At 64.0% G+C, this 12,285-nt stretch carries 10 protein-coding genes and 2 tRNA genes; 5 read left to right on the top strand and 7 right to left on the bottom strand.

The features are described 5' to 3' along the window. Positions 1–101: 101 nt before the first annotated feature. Together ONG87_RS07415 and ONG87_RS07410 are read right to left on the bottom strand one after the other, a co-directional pair. Positions 102–178: transfer RNA gene (locus ONG87_RS07415), tRNA-Asp, on the bottom strand. Positions 179–197: 19 nt separating this feature from the next. Next, positions 198–273: transfer RNA gene (locus ONG87_RS07410), tRNA-Val, on the bottom strand. 161 nt (positions 274–434) lie between these two features. On the opposite strand from ONG87_RS07410, the gene rdgC reads away from it, so the two are divergent. The 3 genes from rdgC (at position 435) to sugE (ending at position 3,023) form a co-directional block, all read left to right on the top strand. Further along, positions 435–1,355 (top strand): recombination-associated protein RdgC, encoded by a 921-nt coding sequence (rdgC, locus tag ONG87_RS07405; RefSeq protein WP_185793756.1) that lies wholly within the window; start codon positions 435–437, stop codon positions 1,353–1,355. 280 nt (positions 1,356–1,635) lie between these two features. After that, the gene (locus ONG87_RS07400) at positions 1,636–2,592 is read left to right on the top strand and encodes a bile acid:sodium symporter family protein (RefSeq protein WP_122713038.1); all 957 of its coding nucleotides are present in this window, start codon (positions 1,636–1,638) and stop codon (positions 2,590–2,592) included. A 116-nt stretch (positions 2,593–2,708) separates the two neighbouring features. Beyond that, on the top strand, positions 2,709–3,023 hold the full coding sequence (gene sugE, locus ONG87_RS07395; RefSeq protein WP_122478945.1) for a quaternary ammonium compound efflux SMR transporter SugE: 315 nt from the start codon (positions 2,709–2,711) through the stop codon (positions 3,021–3,023). Between the two features lie 173 nt (positions 3,024–3,196). Here sugE and pepN read toward each other — a convergent pair whose 3' ends face one another. The 4 genes from pepN to ONG87_RS07375 form a co-directional block, all read right to left on the bottom strand. Beyond that, positions 3,197–5,854, bottom strand: a complete 2,658-nt coding sequence (gene pepN, locus ONG87_RS07390) for an aminopeptidase N (RefSeq protein WP_264382541.1) — start codon at positions 5,852–5,854, stop codon at positions 3,197–3,199. A gap of 12 nt (positions 5,855–5,866) precedes the next feature. Further along, on the bottom strand, positions 5,867–6,697 hold the full coding sequence (locus ONG87_RS07385) for a DUF2797 domain-containing protein (RefSeq protein WP_264382837.1): 831 nt from the start codon (positions 6,695–6,697) through the stop codon (positions 5,867–5,869). A gap of 26 nt (positions 6,698–6,723) precedes the next feature. Further along, positions 6,724–6,984 (bottom strand): YeaC family protein, encoded by a 261-nt coding sequence (locus ONG87_RS07380; RefSeq protein ID WP_122478948.1) that lies wholly within the window; start codon positions 6,982–6,984, stop codon positions 6,724–6,726. A gap of 82 nt (positions 6,985–7,066) precedes the next feature. Continuing rightward, complete coding sequence (locus tag ONG87_RS07375; RefSeq protein WP_264382540.1) at positions 7,067–7,990, bottom strand: LysR family transcriptional regulator; 924 nt, start codon at positions 7,988–7,990, stop codon at positions 7,067–7,069. 108 nt (positions 7,991–8,098) lie between these two features. On the opposite strand from ONG87_RS07375, the gene ONG87_RS07370 reads away from it, so the two are divergent. Beyond that, entirely contained in the window at positions 8,099–9,301 is a 1,203-nt protein-coding gene (locus ONG87_RS07370) for an MFS transporter (RefSeq protein WP_264382539.1), read from the top strand. Positions 9,302–9,606: 305 nt separating this feature from the next. After that, the gene (locus ONG87_RS07365) at positions 9,607–10,533 is read left to right on the top strand and encodes a DNA-3-methyladenine glycosylase (protein WP_192136543.1); all 927 of its coding nucleotides are present in this window, start codon (positions 9,607–9,609) and stop codon (positions 10,531–10,533) included. Between the two features lie 38 nt (positions 10,534–10,571). Here ONG87_RS07365 and ONG87_RS07360 read toward each other — a convergent pair whose 3' ends face one another. After that, the gene (locus ONG87_RS07360; RefSeq protein WP_122478954.1) at positions 10,572–12,278 is read right to left on the bottom strand and encodes an amidase; all 1,707 of its coding nucleotides are present in this window, start codon (positions 12,276–12,278) and stop codon (positions 10,572–10,574) included. Positions 12,279–12,285: the final 7 nt, after the last annotated feature.

Here is a 12,285-nt window from a genome sequence, read left to right as displayed (position 1 = left end):
CCCACGGGCTGCCTGCGGGCAGGAATTCTGGACAAAAAAAAGCGACCCGAAGGTCGCTTTTTTTTGCTTCAGAGAGTTCAAGGGCTCTGAGGCGGAATTAATGGCGCAGCGGACGGGACTCGAACCCGCGACCCCCGGCGTGACAGGCCGGTATTCTAACCGACTGAACTACCGCTGCGCGTAACACTGAGAGAGATTGGTGGGTGATGACGGGATCGAACCGCCGACCCTCTGCTTGTAAGGCAGATGCTCTCCCGGCTGAGCTAATCACCCTTTGTCTCTCGGTGTGGCGCGCATTCTACGGAGCGACCCAAACTCTGGCAAGCACTTTTTCAAAAAAATTTTCGAGGCCTTCCAAACACTTAGCACAGGGATGGCGTCGGCTTCGCACACGGAGAATAATGCCTGCCTAATGTTGAGGAGTGCTTCACCCCATGTGGTTCAAAAACCTGCTTGTCTACCGTCTTACCCAGGATATCCCCTTCGACGCCGAGGCTTTGGAAACCGCACTGGCGACTAAACCGGCACGCCCATGTGCCAGCCAGGAACTGACCACCTATGGTTTCGTGGCGCCGTTCGGCAAAGGCGAAGACGCCCCGTTCGTGCATGTCAGCCAGGATTTCATGCTGATCGCCGCACGCAAGGAAGAGCGCATCCTGCCGGGCAGCGTCGTGCGTGACGCGGTCAAGGAGAAGGTCGAGGAGATCGAGGCCGAGCAGATGCGCAAGGTCTACAAGAAGGAACGCGACCAGATCAAGGACGAGATCATCCAGGCCTTCCTGCCGCGCGCGTTCATTCGTCGCTCGTCGACCTTCGCCGCCATTGCGCCCAAGCAAGGCTTGATCCTGGTCAACTCGGCCAGCCCGAAACGCGCCGAAGATCTGCTGTCGACCCTGCGTGAAGTGATCGGCTCGTTGCCGGTGCGCCCGCTGACCGTGAAGGTGGCGCCGACCGCGACCATGACCGAGTGGGTGAAGACGCAGAAAGCGGCCGATGACTTCCATGTTCTGGACGAGTGCGAGCTGCGCGACACCCATGAAGATGGCGGTATCGTGCGTTGCAAGCGCCAGGATTTGACCAGCGACGAGATCCAATTGCACCTGAGCACTGGCAAGCAGGTTACCCAGTTGTCGCTGGCGTGGCAGGACAAGTTGTCATTCGTGCTGGATGACAAGATGGTGGTCAAGCGTTTGAAGTTCGAGGAATTGCTGCAGGATCAAGCCGAGCAGGACGGTGGCGAGGAAGCGCTGGGGCAGCTGGATGCCAGCTTTACCTTGATGATGCTGACCTTCGGTGAATTCCTGCCTGTGCTGTTCGAGGCGCTGGGCGGCGAAGAGCTGCCCCAGGGGATTTGACCGGCAGCGCGCCCTTCGCGGGCAGAGCCCGCTCCCACAGGGGTTGTGTGGTTTCTGTGGGAGTGGGCTCTGCGGTGAGTCAGGCAGACCGTGGTACGGCTTTCGCGGCCGCGGACCGCTCCTACAGGGGGTGCGCGATTTCTGTGGGAGTGAGCGCTGCCCGCGAAGGGGCGCTGCGGTGTGTCAGGCAGACCGTGGTGTGGCTTTCGCGGCCGCGGACCGCTCCCACAGGGGTTCGTGGGTACCAACATGATGATTCTATATAAGAAGGAACTACCCCATGCGCGCCTTGGCCGCTTTGAGTCGCTTCGTTGGCAATACCTTTGCCTACTGGGTCCTGCTGTTCGCCATACTGGCGTTTCTGGCGCCTGAATGGTTCATCGGCCTCAAGCCGCTGATCGTGCCGCTGCTGGGCCTGGTGATGTTCGGCATGGGCCTGACCCTCAAGCTCGACGATTTTGCCGAGGTAGGGCGTCATCCGTGGCGCGTGGCGCTGGGCGTGGTTGCGCACTTCGTGATCATGCCAGGTGTCGCCTGGCTGTTGTGCCAGGTGTTCCATCTGCCGCCGGAGATCGCCGTCGGTGTGATTCTGGTCGGTTGCTGCCCGAGCGGCACCTCGTCCAACGTGATGACCTGGCTGGCCAAGGGCGACTTGGCGCTGTCGGTGGCCATCGCCGCAGTGACTACCCTGCTCGCCCCGCTGCTCACCCCTGCCCTGATCTGGCTGTTGGCTTCGGCCTGGCTGCCGGTATCGTTCATGGAAATGTTCTGGTCGATCCTGCAACTGGTCATGCTGCCGATCGTTCTGGGCGTCGTTGCCCAGAAGCTGCTCGGTGCGCGGGTCCAGCTGGCGGTCGATGTGCTGCCGCTGGTGTCGGTGGTGAGTATCGTGTTGATCGTCTGCGCCGTGGTCGCGGCCAGCCAGGCACGCATTGCCGAGTCGGGCCTGTTGATCATGGCGGTGGTGATTCTGCACAACAGTTTCGGGTTCCTGCTCGGCTACTTCACCGGCAAGCTGTTCAAGCTGCCGCTGGCGCAGCGCAAGTCATTGGCCCTGGAAGTCGGGATGCAGAACTCGGGACTGGGCGCGGCCTTGGCCAGTGCTCACTTCTCACCGCTGGCGGCGGTGCCCAGCGCCTTGTTCAGCGTCTGGCACAATATTTCCGGAGCACTGCTCTCGACCTATTTCCGGCGCATGGAAGGCACCGAGCCGGGCGCGTTGAAGACCGAACCTTGACCGGTCGCACTTGATCCATCGGGCAAGGATGGGCAACATGGTGTTCGGCGCCGGGACGACCCGGCGCCACTTTTCCTGCAAACGGGGACGACCCCATCTTCGATGAGGGTTTTTCCATGTCCTGGTTACTGTTGTTCTTCGCCGGTCTGTTCGAAGTGTGCTGGGCCATCGGCCTGAAGTACACCGACGGCTTTACCCGCCCCCTTCCTACCGTGTTGACCGTTGCCGCCATGGCGGCGAGCCTCGGCCTGCTCGGCCTGGCCATGCGTGAGCTGCCCTTGGGCACCGCCTATGCCATCTGGACCGGGGTCGGTGCGGTGGGTACGGTGATTGCCGGTATCGTGCTGTTTGGCGAGTCGATGGCGCTGATGCGGATGGTCAGTGTGGGTCTGATCATCCTGGGGTTGGTGGGGCTGAAGGTCAGCACCTGACCCTGTAACGCTCCTGTAGGAGCGGTCTGTGGCCGCGAACCGAGCGCTGCGGTGCGTCAGCCAATTTGCGGGGCCCTTTTCGCGGGCAGAGCCCGCTCCCACAATGAGACGATGTACCCGCATTCATTGTGGGAGCGGGCTCTGCCCGCGAAGAATCCCCACCAATCGATCCATCAAGCCAGGCTTTTGCTGACCACTTCGTAGACGTCGCTGGACAGCGGGCCGGAGGCGAGAATCCGTTCAAGCTCGGCTTTCATCAGTGCCTGCCGCGCACTGTCGTACTTTCTCCAACGGGTCAGCGGCGACAGTTGCCGCGAGGCGATCTGCGGGTTCAGGGCATTGAGCTCGATCACCAGGTCGGCCAGGAAACGGTAGCCCGAGCCATCGGCCGCATGGAAGTTGATCAGGTTCTGACCCGCGAAGGCACCGATCAGCGCACGCACCTTGTTCGGGTTCTTCAGGGTGAACGCCGGATGCTGCATCAGCGCCTTCACCCGCTGCAGCCCGCCCGGCAAGCCACTGGCCGCCTGCACGCTGAACCACTGATCCATGACCAGTGGATTGTCCTTGAAGTGTTCGGCAAAGGCTTGCAGTGCACGCGCCTTTTCCGCTTCGAACGGCGAATTGACCAACACTGCCAGGGCCGTCAGGCGCTCGGTCATGTTGTCGCAGGCATCATATTGTTCAAGGGTAGCGGCGAGCACTTCGGGACGTCCGCTGAGCATCAGGTAGGACAACGCGATGTTCTGCAGCGCGCGGCGGGCGAAATGCTCTTTCTCGGCCACGTACGCAGTGGCCCTGGAGACCTCGCGATTGGCCTGGTAGCGCGTCCACAGCCCATCGAACAGACCATCGGCCAGCTGCTTGCGGGCGAATTCGCGAGCGGCATGGATCGCGTCGACATCGGCCACTTCGCTGATCTCGGCCAGATAGGCCTCGCTGGGCAACGACAACATCTCGGCAACCATCGCCGGATCCAGTTGCGGATTCTCCAGCACGCTGGCCAGGGCCGTGAGCAGGCGTGGATCCATCGACAACGACTCGCCGCGCTGGTACTGGCCGATCATTTCCTGCAGCACCTGGACCGACAGCTGCTGGCCGGCATCCCAGCGGTTGAAACCGTCGCTGTCGTGCTGCATGAGGAACATCAGCTGGTCACGGGTATACGGGAAGATCAGCTTGACGGGCGCACTGAAGCCGCGCAGCAGCGACGGCAATGGTTGCTCGGCGATGTCGACGAAAGTGAACGTCTGTTCGGCCTCGGTCACCGCCAGCACACGGCTGGTACCGACCGCCGCGGCCTCGTCGCGCAAACGCAATGGCAGCTCGCGGCCACTGGCGTCCAGCAGGCCCAGCGCAACGGGAATCACGAATGGCAGCTTCTCGACCTTGTCCGGGGTCTCGGGGCAGCTCTGGCGCAGGGTCAAGCTGTAGGTGCGAGCTTGCGCATCGAAGTGTTCGCTTACCTGAAGGCGTGGCGTGCCCGCCTGGCTGTACCAGCGCTTGAACTGCTTGAGCTCGACACCATTGGCGTCTTCCATCGCACTGATGAAGTCGTCGCAGGTCACGGCCTGGCCATCGTGACGCTCGAAGTACAGGTCGCTGCCCTTGCGGAAGCCTTCGGCGCCCAACAGAGTGTGCAGCATGCCGACCACTTCCGAGCCCTTCTCGTACACGGTCAAGGTGTAGAAGTTGGAGATCTCGATGAAGCTGTCGGGGCGCACCGCGTGAGCCATCGGCCCGGCATCTTCGGCGAACTGATGGGTGCGCAGGTAGGCGACGTCCTGGATGCGCTTGACGGTCGGCGAATGCATGTCGGCGCTGAAGCCTGCATCGCGGTAGACGGTGAAGCCTTCCTTGAGCGACAACTGGAACCAGTCGCGGCAGGTCACTCGGTTGCCCGACCAGTTGTGGAAATATTCGTGGGCCACGATGGCCTCGACCCGTTGGTGGGCGGCATCGGTGGCGGTTTCGGCGCGGGCCAGCACGGCGCTGGAGTTGAAGATGTTCAGGCCCTTGTTTTCCATGGCGCCCATGTTGAAGTCGTTGACCGCGACGATCATGAAGATGTCCAGGTCGTACTCACGGCCGTAGGCTTCTTCGTCCCAACGCATGGACTTCTTCAGGCTGGTCATGGCGTGAGCGCACTTGTCGATGTTCTCCGGCTCGACATAGATGCGCAGCGCCACATCGCGACCACTGACGGTGGTGAAGCTGTCTTCCACGCACCACAGGTCACCGGCCACCAGCGCGAACAGGTACGCCGGTTTCACGAACGGGTCTTCCCAGGTGGCCCAGTGCCGGCCATCTTCCTGGGGACCGTTTCCGACCGGATTGCCGTTGGACAGCAGGATTGGGTACTGCTGCTGGTCGGCGATCAACGTGGTGGTGAAGCGGCTCATCACGTCGGGACGATCAAGGTAGTAGGTGATCTTGCGGAAGCCTTCGGCCTCGCACTGGGTACAGAACATGCCCGTGGACTTGTACAGGCCTTCCAGTGCGGTGTTGGTTTCGGGGTGGATGCGCACGCTGGTGTCGACGGTGAACGCCTCGCTGCGCGGCTGCAGGGTCAGGCTGTCGGCGGTCAGCTGGTAGTCGGCGGCACCCAGGTCGCTGTCGTCGAGCTTGACGCCAAGCAGCTCCATCAACTCGCCGTCGAGCACCAGCGGTGGCAGCCCGGCCCCGCGCGCCGGGTTGCGGCGCATGACCAACTGCGCGTGAACCAGGCTGTGATCGTCGAACAACTCAAAGGTCAGGTGCGTCTCGTCGATCAGATAATCGGGCGCCTGATAGTCTTTCAGGTAGATCATTTTCGGTTGTTCGGTACGCATGCGAAAACCCTTCTACTGATGCACGGCCAATTGGTAAGCCGTGTACTTGCGAATATTGATGACGCCGGAGTCTAAGATCAGGTATTGACCCTTGATGCCCAGCAACGTGCCTTCGGCGATGGGGTTCTTGTCCAGGTTGAAGCTGGCGATCTTGCTCGGGTAGGTGTGCACCGGGTAGCGGATCTCGATGGGGTCCACATCGTTCAGGGCCTGGATCGCCTGCAGGCCGAAGCGATCCTGCAGCATGTGGATACCGGCCGCGCAGCTGTCGAACAGTTGCTCGCGGATGGCCACCAGGTCCACCGCCGGGGCGTCACCCTTGAGCAGCGCGCGCCAGTTGGTGCGGTCCGCGACCTGCGAGCGGAACAGGTCTTCGACCAGCCCGGATTGCTGGCGGGTCGCCACGCGCATGATCGGCAGTGCCTGGCTGGCGCCCTGGTCGAGCCAGCGGGTAGGCAACTGGCTGGCGCGGGTGATGCCGACCTTGACCCCTGAAGAGTTGGCCAGATAGACCACATGATCGGTCATGCAGAACTGCTCGCCCCAGGCCGGATCGCGGCAGGTACCGGCGTCGTAGTGGCATTTTTCCGGAGCCATGATGCACACATCGCACTGGGCCAGCTTGGTCATACAGGGGTAGCAGTAGCCTTGGCTGAAACTGGTCTTGGTCTTGCGTCCGCAGTTCACGCAGTGGATGGCGCCGAGAAACTCCAGGCGCAGCTTGCTGCCGATCAAGGGATTGACGGCAATCTGCGTATCGCCCAGACGCAGCTGGTATTGCACCACTGGCGCCTCGAGCTGTGCGGACATCTTGCTGGCCGCACCGCGACCGAGCTCCTGCAGGGTGTCTTGCGCAAAGAGATCGCAGGTCAATGGATCGAATCCGACTTGAACAGGATGTTTTCGATCGGCGCGGACTTCGAGGCGCACTCTTGCGGGCCCATGTAGCCGGTACGCTGATCTTCGGGCAGGTTCTTCATTTCCCAGGCGATGATGGCCTGCAGGGTCAGTTCTTTCTGCTCGGCGGTCAGCTTGCGGCCGTCGGACCATTTGCCGATTTCGACGGCCAGCTTGAGGCTTTCGTAGATATCAGGGGTGATGTTTTCGATCATGTGGGCGAATGACGACATGCGGAGGCCTCCAATGGATGCTGGCATTTTAAACGGTGTACCGAGTGCGTAAAGCGAAATCCCGGTCCCCGGCCCTAGACCGCTAGGGAACCGAGCCGGCCGGGGTCAGTCGCGCGGTGAGGAATTCCAGCAGGGCATGCACCTTGGGCAGGGCTTCACGGCTTTTCAGCCACACCAGGTTCATTGCCAGGCCGTCGGTGGCCAATGGCGCGAGCACTTCGACCAGGGCGCCGCTGTCCAGATGCCGCTGGATCAGCCAGGTCGGCAGCTGGGCGATGCCCTGCCCGGCAAGCACGGCCATCACCTGCCCTTCGCCGTCGCCAACGGCCACGTGCGGATGAATGGTCCGCCGCTCCATGTCGCCGGCCTGGCGGCCCTTGAAGTACCACGAATAGACCGTGCCATCGGTCTGCCCATAGCCAACGCAGCGATGCTGTTCCAGCTCACGCTCACCTTGTGGCGTACCGTGCTCGTGCAGGTAGGCGGGTGCTGCGCAGAATACCAGTCGCTGACGCCCCAGAAAGCGTCGCCCGACGTTGCTGGGCCAGGCATCGGAACCCCCGATGCGCACGACGATGTCGATGCCTTCCTGGACAGGGTCGACGAAGCGGTCCGAGAACGACACGTGAGGCTGCAGCCGCGGATGCCGCGCAGCGAACTCGAGAATCAGAGGCAGCACGTGCAATCGGCCGTAGGACGCAGGCAGGTCGATGCGCAGGCGCCCATGGGGTTCGCGCTGCTCGGCGCTCATGGCCAGTTCCACCTCTTCGAGGTCGGCGAGCACGCTGGTGCAGGTGCGGTAGAAGGTCTGCCCTGCCTCGGTCAGCGCCAGGCGCCGCGTGGTGCGCTGGAACAGCCGTACGCCGAGCCGCGCTTCCAGGCGCGCAACGCCTTTGCTGACCGCCGAGTTGCTGAGGTTCAGGCGTTCGGCGGCGGCAGTGAAACTGCCCAGGTCGGCGACGCTGACGAAGACGTCGATGCCCTTGAGGCGCTCCGAGGAAAACATCGCATCTCCGATTGGTGAATTCAGTTCAATTCACAAGGTAATTAATGGCCGGGATTTTCCAGGACTTCCCCAATAGGCTATTACAAAATCTTTCCGGAGTTAAGTTCGATGTCTTCTTCCCACATGGCCGAGGCCGCGCCGTCTGCCTCGAGCAGCGGCGCTTCCGGCGTGCAGATCCTGATCATGGCCGTGGCGGCCTTCATCATCGTGACCACCGAGTTCCTGATCGTCGGCTTGTTGCCGAGCCTGGCGCGGGACCTGGACATTTCCATTGCCCTGGCCGGTCAGGTGGTGACCCTGTTCGCGTTCACCGTGATGCTGTTCGGACCGTATCTGACGGCGCGTCTGGCGCACGTCGAGCGCAAGAAGCTGTTCACCCTGATTCTGCTGGTGTTCGCGGCGTCCAATGTGCTGGCGGCGGTGTCCACCAATATCTGGGTGCTGGCCATCGCTCGCTTCATCCCTGCCCTGGCGCTACCGGTGTTCTGGGGCACCGCCAGTGAAACCGCCGGCCAACTGGCTGCGCCCGGACAATCCGGCAAGGCCGTGGCCAAGGTGTACCTGGGCATTTCCGCAGCATTGGTGTTCGGCGTTCCGCTGGGCACCGTGGCCGCCGACCTGATCGGCTGGCGCGGGAGCTTCTGGGTGCTGGCTGGGGTGTCGCTGCTGATTGGCGTACTGATGCATCTGGTAATGCCGAAACTGCCCGGCTCGCCCGCCGCCGCGGTCGGCGAGAAGCAGACGGCGATCCTGCGTCAGCCGCGCTTCCTGGCCCATGTGTTGCTGTCGGTGCTGACCTTTACCGCCATGTTCACTGCCTACACCTACCTAGCCGACATCCTCGAGCGGTTGGGTGGTGTGCCGGCAGGTCAGGTCGGTTGGTGGCTGATGGGCTTCGGCGCAGTCGGCATGCTGGGTAACCACTTGGGTGGCAGCATGGTCGACCGACGCCCGCTGGGGGCGATGGTGGTGTTTCTGCTGGTGCTGGGCGCAGGCATGACCGCTGCCGTAGCGCTGGCCGAGCAGCGCGCCTGGTTGATCGCGGCACTGATTGCCTGGGGCATCGCCTATACGGCGCTGTTTCCGATCTGCCAGGTACGCGTCATGCAGGCTGGCGCCAAGGCCCAGGCCCTGGCGGCGTCGCTGAACATCTCGGCGGCCAATGCCGGCATTGGTCTGGGCGCTATTTTCGGTGGCGTGGGCATTCGTCAGTTCGGCCTGGAATCCCTCGGTCTGCTGGCCACCGGCGTGGCGGTGCTGGCGCTGATCGTAGCCCTGCTGATGATCAAGCGCCCCGCAGCAGCCAGGTAACCACATGTCTGTAGCAGCGGCGCGAGCCGCGTCGGTGGGCAAGGCGGTGTGTCTGGATGAACGCGGTGAGGCCGGACGCGGCTTGCGCCGCTGCTACAGGTCGGTGGGGAGTGGGTGTAGCAGCGGCGCGAGCCGCGTCGGCGGGCAAGGTGGTGTGTCTGGATGAACACGGTGAGGCCAGACGCGGCTTGCGCCGCTGCTACAGGTCGGTGGGGAGTGGGTGTAGCAGCGGCGCGAGCCGCGTCGGCTGTGGATGCAGCAAAGTGGCGGGATGCACGGTCTGAACCGGCAAGGAGTTTTTCACCATGCCCTCACTCAGTACCGACATCGAGCTGTTCTATCAGCCGCCTTTCGACTGGCAGCGCCTGCTCAGGTTCTACGGCGGACGCTCCAGCGCCCTGGTCGAGACCGTCATCGACGGCGTCTACCTGCGTACCGTCGAATGGCAGGGTGACGAAGGCCTGCTAAGTGTCCGCCAGGACCCCACCCGTGACTGCCTGATCGCGCGTATCGATGGACCGGCCAGCGTTCACCTGCCCGCGCTGGTGCCACGCCTGCGGCGCATGTTCGACCTGGATCTTGACCCGCAGCGGTTGCACGCGGCGCTGGACAGCGACCCCTGGCTTGGTCGCCTGCTGCTGCAGACGCCGGGACTGCGCGTGCCTGGCACCTGGTCGACCTTCGAGCTGATCGTGCGCACCATCGTCGGCCAGCAAGTCAGCGTCAAGGCGGCCACCACCATTGCCGGGCGTCTGGCCGAGCGGGCCGGGCGGCCGGTTGCGCTGCCACAGCACCCACAGGTCGCGTGGCAGTTTCCCACTCCCGCTGCCTTGGCCGAGGTCAACCTCGACCGCATCGGCATGCCCGGCAAGCGCGTGGCCGCGCTGCAGAACTTCGCCGCTGCAGTGGCTTGCAATCAGGTACAGATCGAAGCGTTCGTCGATGAACACACACGTACCGACCTGACGCCCCTGCGCCAAGGCCTGCTGGCGCTACCGGGTATTGGCCCGTGGACGGTCGAATATGTGGCGATGCGTGCCTGGCGCGACGCCGACGCCTGGCCGGGCAGCGATCTGGTGATCATGCAGGAGATCACACGCGCACACCCCGAGCTGCTCAAGCCCGGTCATCAACGGCTGCGCAGCGAAGACTGGCGACCATGGCGTGCCTACGCCGTCATGTACATCTGGAATGAGCTCATGGACCGCACCGATGGCCAGCGCGGCGGCTGACACCGGAGCGCCATGACGCCCGGGTGTCGTCCGTACGCTCAGCGCTGCAGGGGTGGCGTGCGCGGTGGAATCGCCCGGCGGTTGCCCGTGGCTTCGAAGGCCGCGGCGAACCGCAGCAGTTGCGTGTCGTCGTAGGCGCGGCCGGCGAACGTGAGACCCACCGGCATGCCAATGTCGGCCATCACGCCCATCGGCACGGTCACGGTCGGCACGCCCAAATGGCGGATCGCCAGATTGCCGTTGGCCACCCACACACCGTTGCTCCAGGCGATGTCCGCCGCGGCCGGGTCGACGTCGGCATTGGCCGGTGCCACGTCGGCGACGGTAGGAAACACCACGGCATCCAGCTGCAGTGCCTGCAGCCAGTCTTCCAGGTCGATCTTGCGGGTGTGTTCCAGTGCACGCAGGCCGTCGGCGAGGGTGTCGATCCGGTCCCACGGGGTGATGCCCCGCTCGGCCATCTTCACGTACTCGTCCATACCGGCGGCCAGGTCGCCTTCGCGGTTGGGCAGCGTGCCGGGGTCGTGCGGAAAGATCAGCGGCCCATCGACGTCCACCAGACGGTTGAGCGCCGGGTCGCCATTGGCGCGCAGGAAATCGTCGAACGCCCAGGCGGTCAGGTCCCACAGCTCATGGTGAAGGAACGCCGGGTCGACGATGCCGCGGTTGAACACGGTTGGCGCACCCGGTCGGTCGCCTTCGCAATTGGACACCAGAGGGAAGTCCACTTCCACGACTTCGGCGCCGGCAGCCTCGAGGGCGCGCCGTGCCTGCTGCCACAGTTCGATCACCGAGGCACGGGTGTGGATGCGCTGCCCGGTCGGGCCGCCGATGCCCGGTTGCTCCGCAGTGCCCGCCAGCGGGTCGGCATTGATGTACATGCGCGGGACGCCGAAACGCTTGCCCGCCAGTGCCTCGGCGGGCGCGGCCAGCTCCAGGTAGGACGCCGGGCGCACGCTGGCGACCTGGGGTATCGGCACCCAGGGTTGCAGGCGCCACAGGTCGCCCCGGGTGTCGGGGTCGTCGGCGACCACCACGTCGAGGATTTCCAGCAGATCGGCCATGGTGCGAGCAAATGGCACAACCACGTCCATGGTCGGCGTCAGTGGCCAGTTGCCGCGCACCGAGATGATCCCGCGCGAGGGTGTGTAGGCGCACAGACCATTGTTGGACGCAGGGCCGCGCCCGCTGGACCAGGTTTCCTCGGCCAGGCCGAAGGCAGCGAAACTGGCGGCGGTCGCGGTGCCGGCGCCATTCGACGAGCCGGACGCGAAAGGCGCCGTGAGAAAGTCGGCGTTGTACGGGCTTTCGGCGCGTCCATAGACACCGCGCTGCATGCCCCCGTTGGCCATCGGCGGCATGTTGGTCTTGCCCAGGCAGATCGCCCCGGCCGCGCGCAGGCGCTCGACGGTGAACGCATCGCGCTGCGCCACCAGCCCGGCGAAGGCCGGGCTGCCGGAAGCTGCGGTCAGGCCCTTGACCAGGTAGCTGTCCTTGGCGGTGTAGGGGATGCCATCGAGCGGCCCCAGCGTCTGGCCACTGGCGCGACGTGCATCCGCCGCGCGGGCTTCGGCCAGCGCCGAGGGGTTCGGCACCACCAGCGCGTTCAGCGCGGTGGGCGTGTCGGCGCCGTCGTAGGCGGCGATACGCTGCAGATAGGCCTGGACCAGCTCGACAGCGGTGGTCTGGCCGCTTTCCAGCGCGGCGCGCAGTTGCGCGATGGAAACCTCGGTGACTTCGATCATGCTGCTC

This window comes from Pseudomonas sp. MM227 (assembly GCF_947090715.1).
GTDB classification, from domain to species: domain Bacteria; phylum Pseudomonadota; class Gammaproteobacteria; order Pseudomonadales; family Pseudomonadaceae; genus Aquipseudomonas; species Aquipseudomonas baltica.
The sequence above is the reverse complement of the archived record's forward strand: the minus strand, read 5'-3'. Positions and strand labels throughout refer to the sequence as shown.

Bases quoted from the DNA above. Each gene is read 5' to 3' on its own strand.
- ONG87_RS07360 (WP_122478954.1), bottom strand. From the start codon at position 12,278: ATGATCGAAGTCACCGAGGTTTCCATCGCGCAACTGCGCGCCGCGCTG.
- ONG87_RS07375 (WP_264382540.1), bottom strand. From the start codon at position 7,990: ATGTTTTCCTCGGAGCGCCTCAAGGGCATCGACGTCTTCGTCAGCGTC.
- rdgC (WP_185793756.1), top strand. From the start codon at position 435: ATGTGGTTCAAAAACCTGCTTGTCTACCGTCTTACCCAGGATATCCCC.
- ONG87_RS07380 (WP_122478948.1), bottom strand. From the start codon at position 6,984: ATGTCGTCATTCGCCCACATGATCGAAAACATCACCCCTGATATCTAC.
- ONG87_RS07400 (WP_122713038.1), top strand. From the start codon at position 1,636: ATGCGCGCCTTGGCCGCTTTGAGTCGCTTCGTTGGCAATACCTTTGCC.
- ONG87_RS07370 (WP_264382539.1), top strand. From the start codon at position 8,099: ATGTCTTCTTCCCACATGGCCGAGGCCGCGCCGTCTGCCTCGAGCAGC.
- sugE (WP_122478945.1), top strand. From the start codon at position 2,709: ATGTCCTGGTTACTGTTGTTCTTCGCCGGTCTGTTCGAAGTGTGCTGG.
- ONG87_RS07365 (WP_192136543.1), top strand. From the start codon at position 9,607: ATGCCCTCACTCAGTACCGACATCGAGCTGTTCTATCAGCCGCCTTTC.
- pepN (WP_264382541.1), bottom strand. From the start codon at position 5,854: ATGCGTACCGAACAACCGAAAATGATCTACCTGAAAGACTATCAGGCG.